This is a genomic window from Allorhizobium sp. Av2, assembly GCF_021462805.2.
Lineage (GTDB): Bacteria > Pseudomonadota > Alphaproteobacteria > Rhizobiales > Rhizobiaceae > Allorhizobium > Allorhizobium vitis_G.
Window position 1 is genome coordinate 2,055,857 of the sequence record NZ_CP192696.1, and the last position, 24,972, is coordinate 2,080,828.

23 protein-coding genes, 1 tRNA gene and 1 pseudogene are annotated in these 24,972 nt (G+C 53.6%); 8 read left to right on the forward strand and 17 right to left on the reverse strand.

What is annotated here, in order from left to right; all coding sequences use genetic code 11:
- The first annotated feature begins 223 nt into the window (after positions 1 to 223).
- Entirely contained in the window at positions 224 to 1,480 is a 1,257-nt protein-coding gene (locus tag FS819_RS09845; RefSeq protein ID WP_156546471.1) for an AGE family epimerase/isomerase, read from the forward strand.
- 112 nt (positions 1,481 to 1,592) lie between these two features.
- Here FS819_RS09845 and FS819_RS09850 read toward each other — a convergent pair whose 3' ends face one another.
- From FS819_RS09850 to FS819_RS09870, 5 genes are all read right to left on the reverse strand, one after another.
- Positions 1,593 to 2,072 (reverse strand): hypothetical protein, encoded by a 480-nt coding sequence (locus FS819_RS09850; RefSeq protein WP_139190208.1) that lies wholly within the window; start codon positions 2,070 to 2,072, stop codon positions 1,593 to 1,595.
- Positions 2,073 to 2,218: 146 nt separating this feature from the next.
- Positions 2,219 to 2,443 carry a hypothetical protein gene (locus FS819_RS09855; protein ID WP_041696822.1) on the reverse strand — a complete coding sequence of 75 codons (225 nt, stop codon included), beginning with the start codon at positions 2,441 to 2,443 and terminating at the stop codon, positions 2,219 to 2,221.
- A 381-nt stretch (positions 2,444 to 2,824) separates the two neighbouring features.
- On the reverse strand, positions 2,825 to 3,646 hold the full coding sequence (locus FS819_RS09860; RefSeq protein ID WP_156546473.1) for a thermonuclease family protein: 822 nt from the start codon (positions 3,644 to 3,646) through the stop codon (positions 2,825 to 2,827).
- Between the two features lie 185 nt (positions 3,647 to 3,831).
- Positions 3,832 to 4,263: a plastocyanin/azurin family copper-binding protein gene (locus FS819_RS09865; RefSeq protein ID WP_015916566.1), complete on the reverse strand. Its 432-nt coding sequence runs from the start codon at positions 4,261 to 4,263 to the stop codon at positions 3,832 to 3,834.
- A gap of 80 nt (positions 4,264 to 4,343) precedes the next feature.
- Positions 4,344 to 5,747: an aminotransferase-like domain-containing protein gene (locus tag FS819_RS09870; protein ID WP_156546475.1), complete on the reverse strand. Its 1,404-nt coding sequence runs from the start codon at positions 5,745 to 5,747 to the stop codon at positions 4,344 to 4,346.
- A gap of 107 nt (positions 5,748 to 5,854) precedes the next feature.
- Here FS819_RS09870 and FS819_RS09875 point away from each other — a divergent pair, with 107 nt between their 5' ends.
- Complete coding sequence (locus tag FS819_RS09875; RefSeq protein WP_156546477.1) at positions 5,855 to 6,718, forward strand: DMT family transporter; 864 nt, start codon at positions 5,855 to 5,857, stop codon at positions 6,716 to 6,718.
- A 300-nt stretch (positions 6,719 to 7,018) separates the two neighbouring features.
- Positions 7,019 to 7,657, forward strand: coding sequence for an outer membrane protein (locus FS819_RS09880; protein WP_156546479.1), 639 nt, complete (start codon positions 7,019 to 7,021; stop codon positions 7,655 to 7,657).
- A gap of 59 nt (positions 7,658 to 7,716) precedes the next feature.
- On the opposite strand, the gene FS819_RS09885 is transcribed toward FS819_RS09880, so the two are convergent.
- Complete coding sequence (locus tag FS819_RS09885; protein ID WP_156546481.1) at positions 7,717 to 8,463, reverse strand: SIMPL domain-containing protein; 747 nt, start codon at positions 8,461 to 8,463, stop codon at positions 7,717 to 7,719.
- Between the two features lie 162 nt (positions 8,464 to 8,625).
- On the opposite strand from FS819_RS09885, the gene FS819_RS09890 reads away from it, so the two are divergent.
- Positions 8,626 to 8,701 (forward strand) — tRNA-Ile (locus tag FS819_RS09890).
- Between the two features lie 313 nt (positions 8,702 to 9,014).
- On the opposite strand, the gene FS819_RS09895 is transcribed toward FS819_RS09890, so the two are convergent.
- From FS819_RS09895 to FS819_RS09910, 4 genes are all read right to left on the reverse strand, one after another.
- The gene (locus FS819_RS09895) at positions 9,015 to 9,908 is read right to left on the reverse strand and encodes a Mu-like prophage major head subunit gpT family protein (RefSeq protein ID WP_156546483.1); all 894 of its coding nucleotides are present in this window, start codon (positions 9,906 to 9,908) and stop codon (positions 9,015 to 9,017) included.
- Positions 9,909 to 9,922: 14 nt separating this feature from the next.
- On the reverse strand, positions 9,923 to 10,870 hold the full coding sequence (locus FS819_RS09900) for a phage protease (RefSeq protein WP_156546485.1): 948 nt from the start codon (positions 10,868 to 10,870) through the stop codon (positions 9,923 to 9,925).
- Positions 10,863 to 11,360: a hypothetical protein gene (locus FS819_RS09905; protein ID WP_156546487.1), complete on the reverse strand. Its 498-nt coding sequence runs from the start codon at positions 11,358 to 11,360 to the stop codon at positions 10,863 to 10,865. The genes FS819_RS09900 and FS819_RS09905 overlap by 8 nt, the downstream gene beginning before the upstream one ends.
- A gap of 442 nt (positions 11,361 to 11,802) precedes the next feature.
- A complete protein-coding gene (locus FS819_RS09910) occupies positions 11,803 to 13,263 on the reverse strand; it encodes a ParB N-terminal domain-containing protein (protein ID WP_197434010.1) in 1,461 nt (486 codons plus the stop codon).
- A 364-nt stretch (positions 13,264 to 13,627) separates the two neighbouring features.
- Here FS819_RS09910 and FS819_RS09915 point away from each other — a divergent pair, with 364 nt between their 5' ends.
- The gene (locus FS819_RS09915; protein WP_156546491.1) at positions 13,628 to 14,347 is read left to right on the forward strand and encodes a hypothetical protein; all 720 of its coding nucleotides are present in this window, start codon (positions 13,628 to 13,630) and stop codon (positions 14,345 to 14,347) included.
- A 508-nt stretch (positions 14,348 to 14,855) separates the two neighbouring features.
- Here the strand turns inward: FS819_RS09915 and FS819_RS09920 are convergent.
- Positions 14,856 to 16,922, reverse strand: coding sequence for an ATP-dependent nuclease (locus FS819_RS09920; protein ID WP_197434009.1), 2,067 nt, complete (start codon positions 16,920 to 16,922; stop codon positions 14,856 to 14,858).
- A gap of 106 nt (positions 16,923 to 17,028) precedes the next feature.
- Between FS819_RS09920 and FS819_RS09925 the strand changes: the two genes are divergently transcribed.
- Both FS819_RS09925 and FS819_RS09930 read left to right on the forward strand, forming a co-directional pair.
- Entirely contained in the window at positions 17,029 to 17,241 is a 213-nt protein-coding gene (locus tag FS819_RS09925) for a hypothetical protein (RefSeq protein WP_156546493.1), read from the forward strand.
- Positions 17,242 to 17,347: 106 nt separating this feature from the next.
- Positions 17,348 to 17,632: a hypothetical protein gene (locus FS819_RS09930; protein ID WP_156546495.1), complete on the forward strand. Its 285-nt coding sequence runs from the start codon at positions 17,348 to 17,350 to the stop codon at positions 17,630 to 17,632.
- A gap of 118 nt (positions 17,633 to 17,750) precedes the next feature.
- On the opposite strand, the gene FS819_RS09935 is transcribed toward FS819_RS09930, so the two are convergent.
- From FS819_RS09935 to glf, 6 genes and pseudogenes are all read right to left on the reverse strand, one after another.
- A complete protein-coding gene (locus FS819_RS09935; protein WP_156546497.1) occupies positions 17,751 to 17,987 on the reverse strand; it encodes a hypothetical protein in 237 nt (78 codons plus the stop codon).
- A 702-nt stretch (positions 17,988 to 18,689) separates the two neighbouring features.
- Positions 18,690 to 19,907 carry a M20 aminoacylase family protein gene (locus tag FS819_RS09940; RefSeq protein ID WP_322192584.1) on the reverse strand — a complete coding sequence of 406 codons (1,218 nt, stop codon included), beginning with the start codon at positions 19,905 to 19,907 and terminating at the stop codon, positions 18,690 to 18,692.
- A 53-nt stretch (positions 19,908 to 19,960) separates the two neighbouring features.
- A pseudogene (locus FS819_RS09945) lies at positions 19,961 to 20,527 on the reverse strand (DNA adenine methylase); the annotation flags it as partial.
- Between the two features lie 375 nt (positions 20,528 to 20,902).
- Positions 20,903 to 21,106: a cold-shock protein gene (locus FS819_RS09950; protein ID WP_015916634.1), complete on the reverse strand. Its 204-nt coding sequence runs from the start codon at positions 21,104 to 21,106 to the stop codon at positions 20,903 to 20,905.
- A gap of 70 nt (positions 21,107 to 21,176) precedes the next feature.
- A complete protein-coding gene (locus FS819_RS09955; RefSeq protein WP_156534527.1) occupies positions 21,177 to 21,326 on the reverse strand; it encodes a hypothetical protein in 150 nt (49 codons plus the stop codon).
- A gap of 130 nt (positions 21,327 to 21,456) precedes the next feature.
- Positions 21,457 to 22,560 carry a UDP-galactopyranose mutase gene (glf, locus tag FS819_RS09960; RefSeq protein ID WP_156546501.1) on the reverse strand — a complete coding sequence of 368 codons (1,104 nt, stop codon included), beginning with the start codon at positions 22,558 to 22,560 and terminating at the stop codon, positions 21,457 to 21,459.
- A gap of 582 nt (positions 22,561 to 23,142) precedes the next feature.
- Between glf and FS819_RS09965 the strand changes: the two genes are divergently transcribed.
- Positions 23,143 to 24,702 (forward strand): hypothetical protein, encoded by a 1,560-nt coding sequence (locus FS819_RS09965; RefSeq protein ID WP_156546503.1) that lies wholly within the window; start codon positions 23,143 to 23,145, stop codon positions 24,700 to 24,702.
- Positions 24,703 to 24,972 lie beyond the last annotated feature (270 nt).

Genomic DNA, 24,972 nt, shown 5'->3' on the forward strand with positions numbered 1-24,972 from the left:
CAATCACATAAAGATATGTTTATGTCAATATACGCGGCGTCATTAGATCGCGCCGTTCAGCTGCCACCGCAGCTTCCAAACGCATTGCGGCACAGTCTATCATAAAGGGTGAACGGAGCGGTAACACTCTATGGCTGCTGGATAATTTTCTCCTTAAATCGATTTCGATTTCGTCGATTATGCAGTATAGACACGGGCGATTTTGTACCGCGTGGAGGATGATATGTCGAACGTCAATCAAGGAAAACCGCTGGCTGACCAATGGAGCGGACGGCCTTACCATCGCAAATGGCTGCTGGATCAGGCCGATGGCCTGTTTGATTTCTTCCAGACGGCAGCGATCAACCCCAAGGGCGGCTTCTACGATCTTGCCCGCGACGGCACACCATTGACGACAGACAATCCGGTGCGCGGCATCCATGCCAGCGCCCGCATGGTGCATTGCTATGCCATCGGCGATCTGCTGGGCCGTCCCGGCGCTGCCGATGTGGTGGATCACGGAATGCGTTATCTGTGGCGCAAACATCGTGACGAGAAGAACGGCGGCTATGTCTGGCAATTGAACGACGATGGCGTCGCCGATGGCTCCAAGCAGGGCTATGGCCATGCTTTCGTGCTGCTGGCCGCCTCCTCCGCCAAAACCGTCGGCCATCCACTGGCCGACCGGATGCTGGAAGACATTACCGAGGTGCTGGAGACCAAATTCTGGGAGGAGCGCCACGGCGCCATTGCCGAGGAATTTTCGCAGGATTGGCAACCGGTCGCCGGCTATCGCGGCCAAAATTCCAACATGCATCTCACCGAAGCGCTGATGGCGGCGTTCGAGGCGACCGGCGAGCAGCATTATCTCGACAAGGCCACCCGGATCGCCGACCTGATCATCAACCGCCGCGCCCGCGAAGAAGCTTTCCGCGTTGCCGAACATTTCGATGAGGAATGGGTGGTGGACCGCAATTACTATCACCCCAATGAAATGTTCCGCCCCGCCGGCACCACGCCCGGCCATTGGCTGGAATGGGCGCGCCTGGTGTTGCAACTCTGGGTACTGACCGGCAAGCAGCATGACTGGATGCCGGAAGCGGCAAGCGGCCTGTTCTATCAATCGATGCTGCTGGGCTGGGACCGTAAGAAGGGCGGCTTTTACTACACGCTGGATTGGGACAATGTCCCCACCAAGACGTTCAAGCTATGGTGGCCGCTTTGCGAGGCCGCAGGCGCTGCCCATTACCTCAACCAGCACCAGGGCCGCGACCTGAACGAGGAAAACTACCGCAAGATCTGGAATTTCATCGCCAACAACACCATCGACAAGCAATTCGGCGGCTGGCACGAAGAAATGACCGAAGACCTCGCGCCATCAAACAGCCTGTTCCCTGGCAAGGGGGATATCTATCACGCTCTTCAAGCCTGCCTCATCCCTCTGTTTCCAGCCGAAGGCAGCCTGACCAAGGTTATCCAGGACTATCCGCTGGACGTGTAATCCGAGAGCACAATCACCTATTGTAAGCCCGCCTTCTGTCCGAAGGCGGGTTAACGGGTGCATTTGCGCAGTTCCGGACGGAAAACCGCTTCACACTTTTCCTGGAAATGCTCTATTTCAACGATTTGTCGATTTCGAAACTGGCCGAGAATTTCGTGCCTTTTTGCAGCGTGCCAGTGCAAGCCACCAGAAACCGGTCGTTATTGATCTGGCTGGTATTGCAGGCGCCATTGGCAGCGATCCGTTGCAAGCCGCTCTTGGTGTTTCCGTCATTGAGGATGACTTCGTCCAGCTTGAGCGTCTCAACCTGGCTCTTGTCGCGCGACTTTTCCTTGGAGGGGATGCCGGTAAAGGTAATGATATGCGTGGCACCCATGAAGAAATAAAGGCCGGAGCGGCCATCGCTATGCAGGCTACGGCCAATTTCAGAAGAACAGGCCTTGGTCAGATCCTGATCACCGATGGAAACCCTAAGGCATCGCCCCTTGACCGAAGCAAACTGCGGATCGGTCGCTTCCTTGGCACCTGCGGCATAGACAACTGTCGCAGAACCAATGGCAGCCACGGACAGCGCAAAAAACAACCGAGCCATCTTCATTGCCAACCCTTACGCTCGCTTAAACTTCAGACCGTGAGTCTTGGTAGAAAACGAAACTGCCGCGAACCTTGCGTGGTCATCGCGGCAGAATAAGAGCGGCCATTGGAAACGGCGCTGTTGGCACAGTTTAACGTCAAACGTTACAGGCAGTCGGCAGGCGCCTGCACATGAGAAAGACTGTCGATCACATGGGCTGCGGGAACGCCTGCTTTGCGGCAACGCAAGGCCAGATTACGCTGGCGGGCCGCATCATCCAGCAGGACGGCAAAAGCGCTGAGAGATACTCCGTCTGCCCGCAAGAGCTGACGGATCATTGGGTCCTTGAGAACTTCGGACATGGTCAGGTCAGTCATATCGTAGGTCACTGGTCTTTTCTCCCTTTGTCCGTGTTATGCGTGCCGCGCAATCTTTGCCTTAGGCTTCTTTGAAGTCAGCAAACAATTAGGAACGCCGCAAACCGGATTTTGCTCCATGAGTTCCAAAAGTTTTTTATTCTCTGCTTATGGAGGAAAGCATAAAGCCAAGGTGTTACGATCTGATGTCGTGCAGATGGCGTAAAAGTGGCAAGACTGGCAAATTTTGGAGGCGTGCGTCACGAAACGGTACAACATAGACGTGTATCACTCAGAACAGCACAGAAAAAACAGTCAGACTGTGTCAGGTTCAGATTGAACCAAACAAACTCTGGCTTCTTTCGTTTTTCTTTTCGGGAAAACCGAGCTCCACTTTTCCTAAGGCAAACTCTCTCAGCACCAGGGCTGGCGATGGCCGGTCCAGGGCCTGACCAATCCCTCATCGACCATCATCGCGCCGAGTGAACGACCATTTCGGCTCACCACGCGCAATTTTCGTCCATATTGGTCTTCATCCCGCATTCCAAAGGGAGAAAGATCGAAACTGCCGGCGCTGAGCAGATCACGCAATCGTACCTTGGCGGCAAAGCCCCGGTCGCGCTCGGATTTGCATTTTGCCTGTTCGGTTTCGGGCGCATCGATATCGGCAACCCGGATCTTGGTCTTGTTGACCCAGAAGGTGTCGCCATCGACAACGCAATTGTCGAGCCCGCTCGTGCCGCAATAATAGAATTTGCCGGAAACCCGCTGCTTATCGACCCCGCGCGGCTGAAGGGAGGCAACGACCTGTCCCGGTACCAGCGTGGTGGCGGGCGGCAAGGGGCTGTCATCTCTCGAACGCGGCATCATCGATGCGGTCGGTATCATCGTCGTGGCCGGTGGCAGTGGCGTCGGATCGAGCCTGCGCGCCATCGGTGTTGGAACGCTTGCGGGCGGAACCGGGCCAGTCTCGCTGCGGCTACTGGTTTCGCGGGGCGCATGGCCCTGCAATTGCGCGATATATTTGCCACCTGTTCCGAACGTCTTGTCGATCAGCCCAGACAATTCCTTGCGGTGGTCATAGGCCGAAACGCCGGCCACCACCACGACAAGCGCCCCAAACCAAGGCCAAAGGCTGCCGCCAGACCCTGCCCGTTTTGCTCTTGACCCACCGGATGCCCGGCGTTTGTTTGCGCCCCCGCGCCTTGCCCCTCCCGCTGCTTTTCTAGCCGCCATGTTTTACTCCTTATAGAATGGCGGCATTATCGTCGTTAAGAGTTTCTAAAAGGTTGGCGCCTTCAGGGGAAAACAGTTATCCAAAATGAAACAGCATGTCTCTGCATCAGTCCGCGAGATAGGCATGAAAAAGCCCGCATCGCTGCGGGCTTATCATAAGAGGTAAAGAGATCACCGGCTGCCGATCAGGGCGTAACGGTCAATGTGCCCTGCATACCGGCCTCGTAGTGACCCTTGATATTGCAGAACACCAGATAGCTGCCCGGCTTCAATGTCACCTTAAGCTTGCCATCGGCGCCGGGCTTCAGATCCGACACTTCGCCAAGGCTTTTCAGCTTCTTTTCGTCAACGCGGTGCTTGGCCGTGTCGAGCGGTATCTTGGCATCCGGCGTCGCCAGCTTTACCACGATCATCTCATGGTCTTCCGACATGGCATCGTTGTGAACGTGGAACACCGCCGGACCGGCGGCAACCGTTGCAGGCTCCATCTTCAGCCCCATGGCGCCACCGCCCTCACCCGTTTCGGTGACCTTGATCTGGGTTTCAGCCGCAAAAGCCACCGATGCGGTAAGGCTCGTTGCAATAAGGGCTGCGTAAAGACCGGTCTTGAACATCATGGTGTAAGCTCCTGATTGGGTTTCTTCTGGCACCAGCTATGATGATCATTGCTGACAGCGCTCTGAACGCGCCGTACCATTCACCGCAATTGCTGCAAACCCGCCTTCAATGAGCCAAGAACCCTCGCATCCATGGTTTGCGCCACGTTGAAACGCATGAACCGGCCCGCATTCTGCGACAGGCTGAAGACATTGCCGGGTGCCAGGATGACACCATCGTCAAGGCAGTGCCGGGCCAGAGCGCCCGATTCGATCCCATCAGGCATTTTACACCATAGAAAAAGTCCCGCCTTCGGCTGGAGCCAGGGCGTGAAGCCAAGCGACGACAACTCCGCCGCCACAGTGCTGCGCGCTGCGGCCAGCCGGGTTTTCAGCCCTTCAAGATGTTTACGATAGCCACCATCCGTCAGCACCGCCAACACCAGCTCGGCGGAAAGCCGCCCGCCACCAAAACTCGTGGCGATCTTCAAGTCGGTCAGACCCTCGATCCAATCACGCCGGGCGGCGATATAACCGCAGCGCACCGAAGCCGACAATGTCTTGGAAAAACTGCCGATCTGTACCACCCGGTTCAATCCGTCGAAGGCTGACAGCCGCGCAGACGCGACATCTTCGAAATCGGCAAAAATATCATCTTCGACGATGGTCAGGTCGGCCCGGTCGGCAAGGGTCAGCAACCGATGCGCATTCACCGCCGAAAGGCTTGCGCCGGTGGGATTATGCACGCCGGAATTGGTAATATAGAGCCGCGGCCTATGCGCCTCGACAATGGCTGCAAAGGCCTCCAGATCCGGGCCATCCGCCAGATAAGGCACGCTGACGATGGTGGCGCGGTGCGCCCGCAACAGAGCGTGAAAGTTGAAATAGCAGGGATCATCGACCAGAACGCAATCGCCCGGCTCCAGAAAAAACCGGCAGACCAGATCGATGGCATGGGTCCCCGATTCCGTCAGCATGATCGCATTCGCAGCAACCGTCAGCCCATGATCGGCCATCCGCCGCGATAGCAATTGCCGAAGCCCTGGCAGACCCAACGGAGAACCATAATCCGTCAGCACAGCACCATCGGCGCGGCCAAGCATGCGGACCGCGCGCCGAAGGGCTGCCTGCGGCAACCAATCGGGCGGCAGCCAGCCGCATCCCGGTTTCAGCATATCGCCACGGGTTTCCAGCGACTGGCGAGAGACCCAGAACGGGTCGATCTCCCGCTCCAGTCGAGGCCCGAGATTGGTCAAGGACAGCGGAGCCAAGGGAGCCGCCACGAAAAACCCGGAGCCCGGCCGCGAGCGGATCAACCCTTCCGCCGCCAACCGTTCGTAAGCCTCCACCACTGTGGAAACCGAAACCTGCATGGTCTTGGCGAAGCCGCGCACAGAGGGCAGTCGCGCGCCGGTCGCCAGACTTCGGGAGGAAATGCGCGCCCGAATAGCTGCCATTACCGTCTCAATCCGGCTTGTTCCCTGCGCGTCCAAATCGCTCACCATCGCCTCTGTACTGCTCAAACAACCATAACAGTTTGGCAAAATTGTATTGCACCGTCTCTGGCATAACCGTCGCCTCGGCGCAAGAACAACAAAAACAGGAGCATCACATGAACAAGACGACGAGCGGGCTGATCAATGGTTTTCTGGGCATGCTGATCTTCAGCGGTTCGCTCCCGGCAACCCGGGCTGCGATCGGCAGTTTCGATCCGGTTTTTCTGACCGTCGCCCGCGCCAGCATCGCCGGCTTGCTCGGCTGCGGCCTGCTGCTTGTCTTTCGTCCAGCAAAACCCAACCTCGCTGAGATCGCGGCGCTCGCCATGGTCTCGCTCTGCGTGGTGATTGCCTTTCCCTTACTGACGGCCTACGCCTTGCAACATATACCCTCGGCCCGCTCATTGGTTTTCATCGCCTTGCTGCCGCTTTCAACCGCGCTATTTGCCGTTCTGCGTGGCGGTGAGCGTCCGCGACCGATCTTCTGGCTGTTTTCCGGCCTCGGCAGCGCGCTGGTGATCGGCTTTGCACTGTCTCAAGGGGCCGCCACCGCATCCTATGGCGATCTACTGATGGTCCTCGCCATCCTGATTTGCGGCCTTGGCTATGCCGAAGGCGCAAGACTGTCGCGCCGGTTGGGCGGTTGGCAGGTGATCTGCTGGGCGCTGACGTTGGCTTTGCCCATCAGTGTCGTGGCCGCCGCCCTCACCTTGCCACCAACACTCAATGGGGTCACCACTGGCGCCTGGCTCGGCCTTGGCTATGTCTCGCTGTTCAGCATGTTGATCGGCTTCATCTTCTGGTATCGCGGCCTTGCCCAGGGCGGCATTGCCGCCATCGGTCAATTGCAATTGCTGCAACCGTTTTTCGGCCTGGCGCTCGCCGCCGCCCTTCTCCACGAAACCGTCAGCGCCTCCATGCTGGTCACCACCCTTGCCGTCGTTGCCTGCGTCACTGGTGCCAGGAGGGCGACCCTATAGCCGTCACCAAAACACCGGAAAGAGCACACCAAAGTGCTGAGCGGCCCTGCGCATTCCCTGGCCTCTAATAACTAAAAATTCATCACAAAAGCAGAATGCACAGGCTTTTCCCTGCCCTATCGGAGGGAAAGAAACAGCAAAAACCCACAGGATTTGACAGGAAAACACTCGAATAAGGTGTGTATTGGCCTCATTTGTGGAATTTAAAGCTCATAATTGCATAAACCGTGATATTTTTGCTACATACACGCAAATGAATAGATTATATCTCACTCACTCATTGAACGAGTGGAGACGAATATGAACAGACTGACCCTCCTTGCAACCGCTGCAACCCTTTTCGTATCGGCAGGCATTGCCATGGCCGCCGATGCAGTCGACCAGGTTCCGACAGCTCCTGCTGCTGTTGAAACCCCCGCAGCGTTTTCATGGGCAGGCGGCTATATCGGCGTTTACGGTGGTTACGGCTGGCTGGATGCCACACTGTCGCAGAGCGGCGCATCGCTCTCGGATAATTTCGATGGCGGCCGCATCGGTGGATTTGGTGGCTGGAACTTCGATGTCGGCCACAACGTGATTCTCGGCGTGGAAGCCGACGTGAACTACGACTGGAACGAAAACAACTATTCCGGCGTCAAGGTGGGCATGGATGTCTCCGGCTCTGCCCGCGCCCGCGCCGGTTACGCCATTGACCGCGCCCTGCTGTTTGTGGCTGGCGGCTGGACGGCAGACAGAACCTATATCAAGTCTTCATCCGGCGATTTCGACAAAACCCTGAACGGCTGGACCATCGGCGCTGGTGTGGATTATGCGATTACCAATCGCATCTTTACCCGCCTCGAATATCGCTACAACGATTACGGCACCAAGAATATTAGCGACATCGATTTCGACAGCACGCAGAATGTCGTCAATCTCGGCATCGGTATCAAATTCTGATAGACTGCTTGAGAAATCAGCCCCGGTTTAACGACCGGGGCTTTTTTTGTGATTGAAGGCTATTGCTCCAACGCAAAGCTGACATTCACAGTGACACGATAGGTATTTTCCCCTGCCGCCATCGGCGTTGGGGCGGGCGCCATATCACGGGCCATGCTGGCTTTCATCATCATGCCCTGCTCGAAGGGCCGCGCTGAATTTTCATTGATGGAAATGATTCGGCCAAGCTTAACGCCAGCCGCTTGCGTCAGCACTTTCGCCTTGGCCAAGGCATCCGCCATGGCGGATTTGCGGGCGTCATCGATGGCCGTTTCCGGCTTGTCATTGGTGAAGCGAATTTCTCCACCCTGGTTGACGCCGAGACCAACGGACGTATCGATTACCCCGCCCAGCTTGGACAGATCACGCACCCGAATCGTCAGCCCATTGCTGACGGAATAGCCTTCGATCACTGGCGGGCGGCTATCGGTTTTGTCTTCCGGTTCCTGGCGATAGCGCGGCGTAATCTGAAAACCGGATGTTTGCAGATCGCGATCCGCCAATCCCTTGTCCTTCAGGGATTTCAAAACCTTGGCCAAAGCCTCGCTATTGTCCTTCAACGCCTGCGCAGCCTCGGCAGCCTCAGTCACGACACCCAATTGCATCAAAGCCATATCCGGCGCCAGACTGACCTCCCCTTCGCCCGATACATTAATGACCGCCTCCTGCCGTGAGGCCTCCTGCGCCATAGCCGGAGAAACAAAAGCCAGAGATGCCAACACAAAGCCAAGCCGCCCAAGGCCAAAAACCGCACCCAAATTCACCATCTCGTCTCCCAAGCTCCGCTTTCTGATTGCTCAACCTCACTCTAAACAACCTATTGCAAAACCATTGCGGCAAACACTTGTCGCCCCCCACGTTTTCCGCTAGAGCGTCATCACGGGTGTTGGAACCATTGCCAACCCCACCGCCGGCCCTCGCGCCAGGCCGGGCCTGTAGCTCAATGGTTAGAGCCGGCGGCTCATAACCGCTTGGTTGGGAGTTCGAGTCTCTCCGGGCCCACCATTCTTATCTCACCGGTGTAGCTCGCCGCTGTAGCTCGCCACCAACTTTCGGAATTTTGACACGAAGAATCGGAAAAACCAAATTTCTGCATTTGATGCAGAAAGCGCATTCAAGTTGACTTCGAAAGGTATTTTTTATTTTTTGCACCTTCGCATAAATTTCTACCGAAGCGCGCAACAAACTTTTTGATTGGGTTCATATCTGTACCCGTTCATTTTTTCTCCAATAGGAAATTAAAATAGCCAGACGACGCAGGAACACTTCGCCGTCTGGCAGGCTTCCCGTCACCCGTCAGGACAGGAAGCAGAAATGCTCACCCAAGCCAGGGCGTAACAAGCAGGTCCAAAGAGTCACGCCACGGATTACTTTCGCCATTCGCCCGCGTCTGAGACACAATCAATTCCCTTGCCGCCTCTTCCAAAGACGGACCAACGACCAGCACTGTTGGCTTTACACCTAGCAGACGGCCATTATCGCCGCGCAGGCTCATCATTGAGGCGCGTGCAGCAGCGTACCTGCTGTTATCAAGAGGTCGCTTTGATCCCCACGCCAGTTGCCAAAGACCAAACCCCGCATTAGAGCGAGCGCGAACGCCATAGACATATTCATCACGGAAAAAGACGTTCTCATCATTTTCCTGGTCGAGCCGGGTCAACTGCGACTTGATGCGGTCCTGAAACACAATCGGCTTGATCGCTCGGCTTCCGTCAAGCAAAAACCAGGGCGCACCAGTCCCGCCATCCGTATTAGCAACGGAAATTACATTTCCATCCTGATCTAGTGTCGCATGATCAGGGTCGAAGAAATACTGGCCGTCGTAGCATTTTGTAGTAAAACCAGATTTCAGAAGATCATAGACAAGTTCATTTGGATGCTCGGCAGCGGCCTGCCCCATTTCCTGGAAGAGTGGGCTTAGGATGCCATACTGGTCATCTTCGAAATCTTCGCGCCTCACCCGTATTGTGTTCTCAAATTTACGATTTGAGATAGAAAAACTATGGGCTTCGAGATTATTGAATATGCGGTCACCGAGCCATTCTCGCATCTTCGGAATTTGGCCTAGCCAGCGATAGATTTCGGTCGACGCGCTTGATGGCACCGTCATCGTGACTTTTTCGTACGTCGACTGGGCGCTACCAAAACCCTTATTAAATGACACTTTGAAGCCGGTAAAAGCGTTTTCAATATTCGCCCGGTTGATAAGCATGTGCGGATCCTTTGTTATTCGCCAATTTGGGCGCTGATGAATTCGGCTTCGGACAACCCCATAGTGCGGCAGATTTCCAATTGATCGTCGGTCAGCTTAGAGGCGGGTCTCGATTGATAACCGCCTTGAATTTGAGAGCTCATCACCTGCGTGAAGAACGGTCCGGTGCGCTCGACAAAGATATCCAGTTGAGGCTTGTTGATGGAGCAGAGGTTCAACGCCCAATCCCGAAGAAATGGCGCAAGGGATCCGGATTTGATAAGTCCCGACACATGAATTTCAGCAGCCTGCTGGCTGATGCCCTGGCGAAGCTTGTTCCCTTCTGCGACAACACGTTCGAAGTCGCCAATAGGAACAAATTTCGCTGGGTCAGGATTGGCGCTGTTTGATGCGACCATCAAAGCCGAAATTGCATCGCGAACAGCATCGAAATCAGCGTCCGAAGCCAAACCGAGTAACGTTCGCAGTTCGTTGAGTTGTGCTTCATTCATGGAAAATACCTCCGACCGCGCCACAGCGGTCAAATCTAGGTTTGGAGTGTTGGTGAGGGCAACGTTTAGAATGCGCTTCACCATCCCTTTGGCGTCGTGATGAAATACTGGAGAGAGATAGCGATAAGCCCTTTGGCGAACCATCTTTGCAGCTTCAGGGGTCCATTGTACGTGCGCCCAGATACCATCGGAGCGGGCTTGCAATGCGGCTATCCAGCCTGCGGCCGGAGCAGGCTTTCCGCTATGCGCGGCATTGACAGATTGATGCTCGAAATCCACCACCATCTGAGTTCTGCCATGATAGCGGCGGGTCTCAGCCATTACAGTGTCTGGGTCAATTACCGTGTAAGGACCTCGTCCATCGCGGCCTGAGACTGTTCCCAGCGGCAATACGTGTATCCATTGCATGTCATCAGCATTAATTTTATCTGAGACCAGCATGGAAGCTGCGCTTGACAGAATATCAGCCATGATGGCCCTCACCGCTTGCCAAGTTCACTCGAACAACCAGACCCAGAGCTACAGCTTCATCAATATGAGCGCTTAATACCCTGCATTGACGCCGTTCGGATGAAGCACGGCGATCTTGATCCGATTTCAACCACCCTCTGACGGAAACATCTGTAGACGAGAGCCGCGTCGCGATGTCGGCATTCTTCAATCCTTTGGATCGAAGATATCGGGCCAGAAATTTTTTTGCTGTGGGCACTCGGTAGCTGTGTGGATACCCAGCATTAAGCAGGCTTTCGGCGAGGTCACGAGCTTTTTTCTTCCCGTAAAGAAGCGCGATGTTAGTGCGGTTCTGAATAGCGTTTTCGTTCAAACGTATATATTTTCCGCCGAACAGCATTAAGAATTCGGAGCTTTTATGCAATCCGAGGACGTTGATGATTGGCACCAGGTGAGCGTCGACTTTTGCTGAGACTTCGTTACCGGCAGTATCTGTCCAAGTCAGTTTCATGGGAGTAAAGCTTCCTGCAATAAACTGAGTGCAGGATACTCGCCGCAACGCTTTGCGGACAGCCACAACGCTTTGTTGCTACAAGGGAAAGGCCAGCGGGTAGGTATATTCCGGGCGATATCAATTAAGGTATTTAGCGGCCATCAATGACAACCGGGAAATCGCTGGTCCGGTTTGGTGATCCCGTCCTGGCAACGGCGACACTGCTACGGGGAAAGTGGCGTACCCCCTTTGATGGCCTACCAATGGCGGTTGACCGCTATCCGGCCCTACGCCTTCATCACGCTCTAAGGATGGCAGAATAGCAGCCTCGAACGGAACGCACTTTAAAAGCCCACAAATAAGCAACACACCAACTTTTCCAATAGAACGCCGCTGATGCATTTTTTTGCGCATTACTGATCCCAACCCTCATCAGACGCCTCAATCGCGCCCAAGGGCTTCAAAACGGCTTCGAAATCGATCTTTGCTCAAAGTCCCGCAGCGTTTCTATAGCACTATAACGACCAGCCTCTTCCGGCTTCTGAAGCATTTTCATGACACGGTACGCCGCATCGTCCAAATCACCACCTGAATCAATCAAATGCACCACCTCTTCTTGCTGATTTTCGTTCAGCTTGTGGGCCTCCTTCGCAATCCAGAAGTCATTTCGAACCTTGAGCGCATAAACCAACCGTTCGGCCAAACCGACGCCCACACCTTGCTTTGTCAGCTTCTTGAGAAGTTTCACAGCAAGAGTATCAGGCGGACGGCCTCGCTTTGGCTTCCTGGATTTCGCGACCTTTGCCTTTGCGCGTTGCTTCTCAAAGATTTCCCGGTTTGCCGCCTCTTCGGCGTTGATCTTAGCGGAAATGCTGCGCGCTCTATAATCTTCCTCTTCAGCCACCCTTTCAATATCAGCCTTCATTGCCTCAAGCTGATCATATGTCAGCTTAGTGGAAACAGTGACATAAGGGTTCTTCATCATCCGCCATAAAGGCGAAGCGTTACCAGGAACAGGAATAGGTGGCGGCGGCGGAAAGCTCATAGGCCAGGGGTCAATCGGCTTCATGATCGCGCCAATCTTATCAAGTGCCGCCGCTCGACGATCTCTGGGCATTCCTTCCCAGGCGTCAGTAAATTGCTTCTCTCGCCAGTCGCCTGTTTCCATACGCCCGACGCTTTGCCGCCCAGACGCCGGATCGGCTATCCGCAACACGCTGTCTAAGTCTGGCTCAATTTTCAATGCCGCCGCGATGCCTGCTTGCTGCGGTAAGCTCATTTTCCTGAGCTTTAGAAGCCGCCCTTGGTCGTCAGCATAGCGTGTTCTACGAAGTGCGTCTCTGAGTGACCGTTCAAGGCTGCCTATCTGGTAAAGGCGCCATCCAACAGTCTTCGATATATTAAAATTTTCACTTAAGTCATTGTAAAAGCCTGATTTCTTGAGAAATTCACTTTTCCCATGAGTAGTTTCACTGTGAAATCTTGAACGCCTATCGCCGCCCCAGGCTGTGGAGTTGTTGCATTCCATCCACCATTCTACATAGCGGACAATATGCTCTCCTTTCTCTAATTGAGGAAGGTTAGCGACACTTAAATTGTCGCTAATCTCAAGCATAGGAGCTTCGGCCTTCAGACGCAAGACAGCTTTGATCTCCTTAGAACCAAGGATATCCATAGCTCGTAGACGCCTGCCACCATAAATCAGCGTATACTGCTTACCTTCACCTTTCACGCGACTTCTATAGACCGCAATTGGGTTCAATTGGCCCTCGCGTTCAATAAGCCTTGCAAGCGCTTGCGCCGCTGCCTCGTCAACAGGTCGGATGCGATCTTCCGGAACGTGGATTTTATCAATGGGAATGGAAATGATCTCGACCACCGCAGCCTCGCCCTTAAGCACCAAACCACTTTGAAATGACAACAGTCTCAGCTCCAGCAAGCAACGACCATATGCGTCCCAATTCGTAAGTGCTTGCGGGGTTCTTGCTCATTTTAAGAGCAGCCCCTTTTGCAACAATACACCCTCCAATAAACGCCTAATACCTTCCGGCCTCGTAGGAAGGTCGGCCTCCGTCTTTCGAAAAGTGTCTATAGCTTCAATCATCTGGCGTGGAAGCCGTACAGTCACTGCTTCAGTATCAACCTGGGGACGCCCTGTTTTTGCCATTTTGACTTTATGCCACTATCTATTGACGAATTAGATTCATGATGTCATAAAGTCAGCAGCCGCGCAAGGTGCTTCCAACACCCAACGCGGCCTAACCGCAGGCAAAGGAGTTCACCCCATGCCCGAAGCTGTAGCCAGCAATAGCATATCTATGTCCGACGGTCAGCACCCGTTCAAGACAGACCTCACAGCCTTCATTGACACAATACAAGAGCTTGAAGCACTAACCATTATGCTTTCGAGCCTGCTGTCAACAACCGGCTTGGAAAGCCAAGCATCCGGCATTTCGGGCCTATTTCAAAGGCAGTTATCCGATCTCGATCAAATTTATAAAGCCGTAAAGTCTGACCTATCGAAACCAACTGAAAGAGCAATAACGGCAACAGAAAAACCGAAGCAAAGCAACATCAACGTTCAATTCAAGCTCTACAATCACATTCTCAACCTGATCAAAATCATCCGGATTGAAACCGGCGAACCAGTCTACGCCACACATGAAGAATGGCCCGAAACCATTCAAAAAACTATCGTCGATCTTGCGCAAAGCTACGTCGATAAAGTGCTCAACAAGATGGAAGACAAAACAAACGAGATGGAAGCTGGAAGTTTGCTTCCGTGGATAGAGGCCATCATTCGCCGCGAACTACTGAACGAAAAGCAACCCGCGCCAACGACAATGTTACGCGACAACTTCATTCTCGACAGTATAGAAAGTGGATACTCAACTGCAGACATTGCCCAAGTGCTTGGCCTATCACGCCACGCGATTGATAAGGCCGTATACCGCCTCAAACGTCCAATCCATGAGGCAAATAGGCAGCAAGCAACGGCAAACTAACAGCCCCAATCAACGTGATTACAAGGCACTCTGGCAAACCGGAGTGCTTTTTTATGTCGATTTCGTATCGACGTTTTGTCATTCACAGGCCCCACCACTTTCGGCAATCTCAGTCCATCGAACAATTCACTTAAAGGACTGTAACATGCCCACTCTGGCCGAACGAACCCGTAACCAATACCCCGCGACAAATGTAATTCCCGTTTGGCTTCTTTGCTATTGGCGATTGTTGCGCACAACTGCCGCAGGATATTATGCAAAAGCTTGGGCAATATTACCATCAGCGCTTCCTATGAATGTAACATGCCCAACAGTGGAAGGTCTTGCCGCAATGTTGGTGCATCATCGTCTAATTGACGAGCAATAAACATGCATTACACAATGGCATCTAAATTTTGAAATATCTAAATGAAGCCATTTAATACGTGAATCTCAGTCAGTTTAGCGCCCTCATTTCGATCGTTCCAGCTTGTAGTTTTCTTTCCCACCAGCGGACGTCCGATGCACGCTAGCTAGCCAACAAAAAGCGAGAACAGACCTCAACTACGTTGTCTTCTGCCCTGATTGACAGAGGAAAGCCTGCAACAGCCAGTATCTTTCTTTTCAGGTTTACCAATATTTTTCCTTCGGCCCAAGTGAAATCGAAGACCTGTGCCGCATCTCCATTAATTGCTCTTGCCAGTTGGTTAGCGTTTACAGTAGGCGATCCGCTTTTCAATCGAGTTTGTAGTGGCGCAACACAAGAAAGCAATAAATCAAGCAGAGCTTCGCCTTCGTTAAGCTTCTCAGCCGATGACGCTGCCCTCAAACACCTGACAACGTCGTTGAATGAGTGCTCGAGTGCGCCGTCTTCTGCATCTTGAATGAAGAGAGCCTCCTTCACGGCCGCGTCTGGCTTGCTCGGAACCTCCTTTAGATCCGTACCGCTGTAATAGTCCTCGATCGTACCTCTGCGAAGGATGAAACATCCCAGCTCTTCAAGAACAGAGAGCAGAACGTCCAAACGTGCCCTTATCGCGGCCCAGCGGTCTGGCAACTCGGTCAGCTGATCCTGCGATTGGGATAGGATCGTTGCAAGTGCGGCGCGCCGTCTACGCCGTTCTTCATCTTTGGGATCGCCAGCGATGTAGTACTGGTGCTGCTCAGCCAATTGAGAAATCTCGCTCCAATAGGCACTCACAAGTCCGCAGAAATCACTGTACACACTCCGCGACAGCTCTCTCCCAGACGCAAACCCACGTTTAGTCGCAACGGCTCCACCTTCATGTGTGCTTAGAAAACTGTTTGACAGTTCAATTCCATCGGCGAGACCGTCACAATCAGCAAGAACTACTGGTTCCTTACCCATCAGCCGCAACAGCTTGAGCACTGCAGGAAATTCTCCCTTTCCAATTACCGGGAGTACTTGCGAACCACCGGCTTCAAGATGGATCACAAGTTTTGAGGCAAGCGCGCCGCAAATCACGGCGTCGGAAGGCCCCTCCACAAGAATAGGTGACTTCGCGAACAACGAGAGCTTGTGCTCTTGTCCCATCCGGCTTACCAGCTCACGGACCTTTCGGCCACCGAGCTCACCGACTTGAGGGGAAATCTGAACCGGTGGTGCGGCGAAATCCGAGCAAAATATCAACTGCGGTATGTCGCTCGGGGTGTCGAGCTTTATGAACTCCGTGGAGTGCGTGGACAAAACTATTATTTTTTTGTTGCTTGCGCTATCCGGATATCCTGCTACCCCGGTCATTTCTTGGAGCAGAAATGCTTGCAATTGGGGATGAAGTGATACTTCGGGCTCATCAATGAGAAGTGCGCCGATCTCATCATCGTAGAGAGCTGTCAGCAATCCCACTAGGTGCATCAATCCAGATGCTTCACGTCCGGAGGAATAAGTCGTGTCGGTACCGTCGAGGCGCATGAACGACAATTTCAGGCTGCCAGCGTCCCATTCAACAAAGACATCCCGTTGGAATAGCTTTCGTAGCCTTTCACGGATTTTGACCAGGATGTCCGGTCTTTGGGAAAGGGTAAGAATGTCGCCCTGCAAAGTCTCGAAGTTGTGCCGTCGAGAAGCGTCGTCCTTTGAGCCGTATTGGGCTCGATCATAAAGCGGGGTGCCAGAACGGTGGCCGTCATAGTCGGCTCGATATTGCTCCAGCAACCCGATTCGCCCAGCGGAAATAAACCGGACATTTTTGTTCGGCGGTGGTCCTCCATTTGGTCCCGGCTGCCCCATCAGTTGTAGCAGTCCATGCTTGGCTGCCCTCATCAATTGGGTCTTTCCAGAGCCGTTCGGCCCCAAGATAACCGTGATCCCACTATTGAGACTAATCATGTAGTTCTGCGCACCACCGGGAGCGGAAATTTTCGCATTTATCTCGACAGGAAACGCCATGTGTGAGCCATTTAACTCCGGGTTGAGGGAGTAGAGTGCGGTGCAGAATTCCTGAGTTGCAAGTTCTGTGTGTGGCTTGAGTAGCTTTATCCCGGGGAATTTGCTGTGAAATTCTACGTCTTGGCCAAATAGGGCATAGCAAGCGCCGATCCCTTCGATTTGTGACGATTGGGTCGAGCGGGTCACACATCTCGAAAGGTCTATAACCGACAGTGAGCGGCCCAGAGCTGACAGTCCACTTGCGGCCCCATATCGGCCATCACCGATTGCCGTGAAAACACGGTCATTGGTGATGTTTCCTTTTGAGCACGTCTCAAATTCCCCCTCCCTTGATCAAGCATGTGTCGCTGCTAAATTGGTCAGCATGGGAACATTCATCGAAATGATCATCGGCAGCCTGTTCGGGGCGCCGCCGGCAAAAACCAAGATCGGGAAACGCATCCAGAATTACGGGTGGATTGTGCCTGTTGTCGTCGGCATTAGTCTGCTGTTGTTCTGGCACTGATTCTCAGGCCCTTGGAGCACTAGCGAGACTGTTACCCCCAAATAAGGTCAGATCACCCTGTTATCAGAAGCATTGAAGTGCGTTTTCGCTCCCCTAGCTTACGTAAATGGAAAAACTGCCGTTCGATGATAACGCAAACCAGATCTTTTCTTACGATGGCATCCCGGTCGGTTATTTCGGAGGCGGTATCGTGCCAATCAAGCCTGGCACTTACCGTTACATGCCATTTCGAAGTCTTGGCCACTATATGATGGTGCGATCGCTCGACGATGGTGGAAGGCCGGTTTGCTCCTACAAGCGCGTTAAAACCACCGTTCATTTCGAGGTGCTTGGTCGAAGCGCAAACAGAGAACTCCATCTTGGCGCCTTCACAACCTCTGACGACGAATAACCCAGCCGCAGACGTGATCGCGTCGTCTTTCTGACGTGGCAATGGACGCCATTTTGAGCCCAATTGTCAGATAAGATGCAAATATGGAACTAGGCGGCACTTCAGTACAGCCTGGATCCTAAGTCCCGCGTGAAATTTTCTCCCAATTGCCTGCGTCGAACAAGTCCTTCATTTCAATGCATTTTTGGCTCGCATAGGATAATTCCGGCGCGAAATTTTTACTGTCTGAGTTGGAAGGCAAATCTGTCGAGGCTTGGCGAGCCACGCTGGGGCAATGTTCCGGCAATATCAATTCTTTGAAAAACGTCACCCCTGCCCTGAATGGTTTTTGAAGGCGCACGTTATGTTTGATCATAAAGTACGCTTACGTGCAGATCACAAACCTATCCCGCTTATTTTACTCGGGCAATCATGCAGTTCGATTGGCAAAATATCTTTTTGAAACAACCACTCCCACCTGTTCCCATGAAATTTCGCAAATTCCCGCCAATTCCAAGCCTGCCTGACAGACAACATGTATGTATGTATGTATGTAGCTCGCCGCGCACTTCCGGAATTTTGACACGCAGAACCGGAAAAATGAAAATTCGAGATCGCATATCAAAAAGTTGATTCGAACATAGTTTGAAGGCCGCTCAAATGGCCATTTACCTCGGGTGTTGACGTGGTGCATCGGGGACAAAACCCTACAGAACTATACAGAGGAATCCGATCAATCCAACCAACGCGACAAGCAAAAGAAGAAGCCGCATTTTTATCCAGAATGCCGTTTTACGAGAAATCGGCTTCTGGAGGTTTTCATACGCTTGGGAGTAATCGAGCTTGGTGAACCCAGACCCCAATCTACGAGACGGCATCGTCGCACCGACGACACCGCAAGCCAACACAAGAAAAACAATGAATACGATAATCACCTCGTGACCTCCGACATCAGCGGTTAATCCGCCTCCTGAGACCGAGAATAATTTGCTTGCTTGGCCTCAAGGTCAAGCGTTGCGAAAGGGAACACGTCTTCTTCTGGCGCGAACCGGCCATGGCGGCTTTCGGCCCGAAGCGGTCATTCCAACGGCAAGCCTCGCTCCACGATTGCCTTGAAATATTCGACACCAAAGGGAATGGCCGCGTCGTTGAAGTCGTACCGAGAGTCATGAACAGACGGGCCGTCGCCATTTCCGATGAGCATGATGTTTCCTGGTCTAGCTTCGAGCATGAACGCGAAGTCTTCTGATCCCATCAATGGCTCCATAGAGCCGTTTACGTTTTCCGCGCCAACCAATGAAGTCGCTGTGCTAACAGCGAATACGGTTTCACCTGGGTGATTTATGGTCGGTGGAAACATCCGCTTGTATGCGACCGATGCTTTTGCTCCGTAGGCTTCGGCAACATGCGACGCGATTTCTGTTACACGTTTTTCTATCAGATCGCGCGTGGCGGGATCGAACGTCCTGGTCGTACCGCCCATCTCGGCCGACTGAGGTATGACGTTGCCAGCCTTGCCGCCCGCCATCCAGCCCACGGTGACAACTGCGCACTGACGAGGATGGACATTGCGGGAGACAATCGTCTGGAGCGCCAAAAGGATGTTTGCGCCGACAACAAGCGGATCAACGCTGACGTGGGGTGATGCTCCGTGCGCCCCTTTGCCTTCGATCTTTATCCGAAAGCCATCAGCAGATGCAGCCAATGGTCCGCTGGCAGTCGTGAACTGACCAATTGGCAACCCTGGCTCGGTGTGCATGGCATAGATCTCATCTATCTCCAAGCGGTCCATCAAACCATCATCGACCATGGCCTTTCCACCTCCGCCACCTTCCTCTGCTGGTTGGAAGATAACCACGGCCTTCCCATTGAATGCTCGGGTCCGGGTCAGGGAACGAGCGGCACCTAGAAGCATTGCGGTGTGTCCATCATGTCCGCACGCATGCATCACGCCTTTGGTCGTAGATACCCAAGGCGCTCCAGTTTCTTCCTCGATCGGTAGCGCATCCATATCAGCTCGTAATCCAATTACCTTCTCGCTGGTCTGTTGTTGGCCATGAATGATGCCGACGACGCCCGTCTTGCCGATGCCTGTTATGATTTCGTCACAGCCGAATTCAGCAAGCTTTGCCGCCACAAAGGCAGCCGTTCTGTGAACTTCGAATTGAAGCTCAGGGTGGGCATGAATATCGCGCCGCCATTCGACAACGTCAGCGTAATCAGCATCGCTCCATTCCATTGGATACCTCGGTGGTGTGATGTCTTTCAGATCGGTAGGATAAGCGATTTTGATCAAGGCACAATGACCGCTAATGGCGCAAAGCTGCCCTTAAGCATTTGCTCTCAACATCACCCATCCCTACCATAAAAAATCAACTCCCGCGCCTCCGTCCCCTTCCCGCCAGACACAGAATAAGACAACTCCGCGCCGTCCACCGGAAACCCAGCGAAGATCTCCCGGATCTCAGGCCGATCATTTATCGACAATATGAAGCCGCCTTGAAGCGTCTTTAAACGCCCTGCAAGAACGTCAAACTGATCCCGGCTAAACAGCGCCTTGCCGTAATCGTCCTCACAGCCAAAGTATGGCGGATCGAGATAGAAGAGCACGCCCGGCCGGTCATAGCGGTTGATGAAGGCCAGCCAGTCCAGGTTCTCGATGACGACGCCAGAGAGGCGCTCGTGGACATCTTCCAGGAGCGGCGCGAGGCGGATCAGGTTGAACCGGGCGCTGCCCTCGTGCTGGACGCCGAAGGTCTGGCCTGCGACCTTGCCGCCGAAGGCGAGCTTCTGGAGATAGATGAAACGCGCCGCCCGTTCCAGATCGGTCAGCGTTGCCGGATCACAGGCCTTCAGACGCTCGAATTCGCGGCGGCTGGTGATCTGGAACTTCAGGATGTCGATGAACTGCGGATGTAGAAGCCCTTAGGGCTAACGCCGAAGACGGCATTACAAGTTGTTGGTGCTGGCAATACTAAAACCAAGACGCAACACACGACAATGCAATTGCCTCGCTGCGGACAGATGGCATTTGTCGTCGATCCAGATGTATGGGAAGAAAGGCCCCGCGCTTAACGACCGGGAAAACACGAGCCATCGCTGTTAGCACAGGCTAAACGATCAGACCGAAAAGTGGTAACCACTTTTCGGTCTGATTCTTTAGGAACAGATCGAGCTAGAATAGGCGATCAGAATATCTTCTCGCCTTCTACTCGAGCATGTCGACAAATTCGGGTTCAAACCACGCAATACGTTTGCGCGCATCGCTGTGCAGTGAACGCGAGTCCGTTGTTAAAGCACGCTGACGTTTTCAGCCTTCGACTTCCCGGTCTTACGGTCCTGCCCGATTTCGAAGCTGACCTTGTCACCTTCTCTGAGCGAGTCACCGCGCTGCAGGGAAGACACGTGAACGAATACATCCGTTCCACCATTCTCGGGCGTGATAAAACCAAAACCCTTGTCGTCGTTAAAAAATTTCACAGTACCAGTAGGCATGACATTTCCTCTTGAATTCCCGTAGCCGTTTGACTCCGCGCCAGACTTTTATAGCGTGATCCCCTGTCGATCAACCACCAACACAGAGATAGAAAGCTAATTGGCAGAATTGATTGCTTCTTCCGGTTTTAAAATAGGTCTTCAACACCGCTTCGACCTGGGTGACGTCGCAAAAATTATCGCGGCACTCGTCATAGCCGACAGAACTGGCCTGCAACATAGCCTTATCCAAAGACAGATCGGTGACGATCTGCTTCAGCTTGGCATTGTCCTTCTCCCATCGCAGCTATAGGCACCTGAAGACCCCAATGAACTCAAGAGTTCTGCCTCACCTCTGAGTTTACCCTTTCTCAACCAGACACAAATTTCTTTGCGCAATCAAGCGCTTCGGCGATGGAGACATCCATATCGAGGTATCGGAAAGTGCCGAGCCGGCCGACGAAGGTTACATTTTTCTCGGCGGTAGCCAGTTCCTGGTAGCGGGTGAGGTTGTCCGACAGACCTGTCAGGTGTACCGGGTAATAGGGAATGTCCTTCTCCGTGCAGGAGCGGCTATATTCTTTATAGCAGATGGTTTTCTCATGCGTTTCCCAGGGCGAGAAATGCTTATGTTCAGTGATCCGGGTATAGGGCACGTCAGACCCACAATAATTAACCACGGCATTTCCCTGAAAATCGCCCTCACCCCGCAGGATTTCGAAGTCCAGCGTGCGATAAGGAAGCCTGCCTTCGCGATAGTCGAACCAGGCATCGAGTGGACCGCTATAGAAAACATGGTCGAAATCATCCTTTTCTGCCGGAGAAAAGGGCCTGTTCAGATGAACTTCAACGCCCTCGATATCCAGTATGCGCTCGACGATCTGTGTATAACCGTGCTTGGGCATGCCCTGGAAACGATGATTGAAGTAGTTATCGTCGTAATTGAACCGGACCGGCAGCCGTTTCAAAATACTGGCCGGCAACTGGTCCGGTTGCACACCCCACTGCTTGATCGTGTAACCCTTGAAGAAGGCTTCATAGAGTTCCTTGCCGATAAATTTTAGCGCCTGTTCTTCAAAGGATTGCGGCTCCTGATCCATTTTCAGGCCCTTTGATTCGATAAAGGCCCGGGCCTGCGTTGGGTTGAAGGTCTTGCCGAAATATTGGTTGATCGTGTGAAGGTTGATTGGCAGCGAAAAGACCTGACCTTCCGTTATGGCCTTTACCCGGTTGGTATATGGTTGAAATGTGTCGAACCCGGTAATGTAGTTCCACACGGTTTCATTATCGGTATGAAAGATATGCGGCCCATAGACATGCACCATGACGCCCGTTTCAGGGTCGCGTGCGGTGTGGCAATTGCCGGCGATATGATCGCGCGCCTCGAACACCGAGACCTTGTGCCCCGCTGCGGCGAGCTCGCGAGCGATGACCGCTCCTGAAAGTCCTGCGCCGACAATTGCAATTTCTTTCATCAACCCCGATTCCCCATTGCTGTTCAACATCTATGGTAAATCATTGTGTTTGCGATAAGAAGGCCAAGATCAACAAGAGATCTACATCTCCACCAGATAACGCCGATCTCTGGAATTTGCTATTGTCAATAATCTATTTCCAGAGCAACACATTCAGCAAATGCAATGTTTTTTGAGAATTACGCCAAGAGAGACATCAGGGATCAAATAACGTTTCTAACAACAGAAGTTGCACCATCGCTCTATCGTCGCCCATTAAATGAAAATTAGTAATTCCTCGGGTACATATGATCGCATAAGTCGATCTCCCATGCAGAACGGAGGTGGACTGTGTTAAAGGCAAATTTTGGCGAAACGACATGCACCTTTGCAACACGTTATCGCCAATTGACGTAGGATCAGAGCTTCTGTGAGCTCTTATGCATGATGCGCTCCTAACGTGCCGGCTCATCCGAGCCATGTCCTGAGTAGCATTTTCTCTTCTGATGCGATTTGATTCGACGGTGCGACGTGTCGTGACCCGATAGAATCCATGGTGGGAGGGTGATGTTGGCATTCCGTTAACCCAAGGGGCACATCTCAATGACTTCTATTGTTTCGTCGTTATCCATCACGCAAATCAAGGCGCTGTCCACCACAGCGATCGCATCACTGAATACGGACGATGCAGCTGCACTATCGACCACTCAGGTTGCGGCATTGTCTTCCAAGCAGATCGCAGCGATCGAAACGGTAGACCTGGCTGTGCTGGACACAAACCAGATGGGCGCCATTTCCGCTACTGGCGTCGTTGGCCTGACGCTCAGCCAGCTGACCGCGTTGAGCTCGGGTCAGGAAGCCGCTTTGAGCACCAAGGCTGTGGCCGCATTGACGGCCTCCCAGATCGGCAATTTCGGCACGACTCAAACAGCCAATCTGTTGTCGTCGCAAGTTTCAGTTCTGTCCGCGACGCAAATCGCTGCACTCGGCACCGATGACATCGCCGTGATGACGTCCGACCAGATCCAGGCAATCAGCACCAAAGCGGTCTCCGGCCTGACCTCGACGCAGCTTGGCGCCTTGTCCACAGACCAGGTCACTCAGCTCTCAACCGGTCAGATCTCCGCTCTCAGCGCCAAGCAGCTCGCTGGCCTGTCCACGGATTCAGTCGCCGCCCTTACCAGCGCCCAGGTTGGTGCAATCAGCGCCAAGTCCATCAGCGGCCTGAGCACAAGCCAGGTAGCTGCGCTGGAAACCGCTGACGAAGCCGCCCTGACATCGACACAGATCGCCGCATTGTCCACTGCACAGGTCAAGGCGCTGTCGTCCGACCAGGTCTCGGCCTTGTCGTCCACGCAGATTTCCGGCTTCTCTTCTGCCCAGCTCGGCAGCCTCGACACCGCTGATATTGCAACGCTCGACAGCACCGATCTCGCTGCCATCAGCACCAAGACCATTGTCGGCCTCACGACCACGCAGATCGCGTCCTTGTCCACCGATCAGGTCAGTGCACTGTCGTCCGGCCAGATCTCTGCCCTCGGCGCAAAGCAAATCGCTGCCCTGAGCACCGACGCCATTGCTGCACTTTCCAGCACCCAGGTTGGCGCAATCAGTGCCAAGTCCATCACCGGCCTGACCACCAGCCAGGTCGCCGCGCTGGAAACCGCAGATGAAGCTGCCCTGACAACGGCACAGATCGCCGCATTGTCCACCGCACAGGTCAAGGCCCTGTCTTCCGATCAGGTCGTTGCCTTGTCAACAACCCAGGTAGCGACCCTGTCTTCAGCCCAGATTGGCGTCCTCACCACCGATACCGTGGCCAGCCTGTCAACCGACCAGGTCGCGTCGATCTCCACCAAGTCAATTGGCGGCCTGTCCACCGGCCAGATTGCGGCATTGACAACCGCTCAGGCCGAAGCTCTGACAACCAGCCAGGTCGCCAACCTGAGCTCCAAGCAGATCTCTGCGATCGAAACTTCCGATATCGTTACCTTCTCCACCGGCGACATTGCTGCAATCAGCGTCAAGTCGATCACCGGCTTGACCACCCAGGATATCGGCGTCCTGACCAGCGACCAGTTGCAGTCTCTCACCACCTCGCAGGTTCAGGCTTTCAATTCGTCACAGGTTGAAGCCATCATCCTGGCATATCAAAGCATCTAACTTCTGATGACAGGCGCGGCTCAGGCCGCGCTTGTAGAAGCCTCGATAGCAAGACCAAATGCGGCGCCTCATCCAGGCGCCGCATTTGCTTTTGCAGACCCCATTCTGCCCTTATGCGATGTTCTGTGGCCATGGTTTCTGCCGGGAATCCGTCGTCAAGCCCGATGCAAGCTAATGCCGCTACCAAGGCCAGGCATGACATCGCGGTCCAGTTTGCCGTGGAAAAATGTTATGCGTCAGCCTCATGCCTGTCGGCATAGGCCTGTTGTC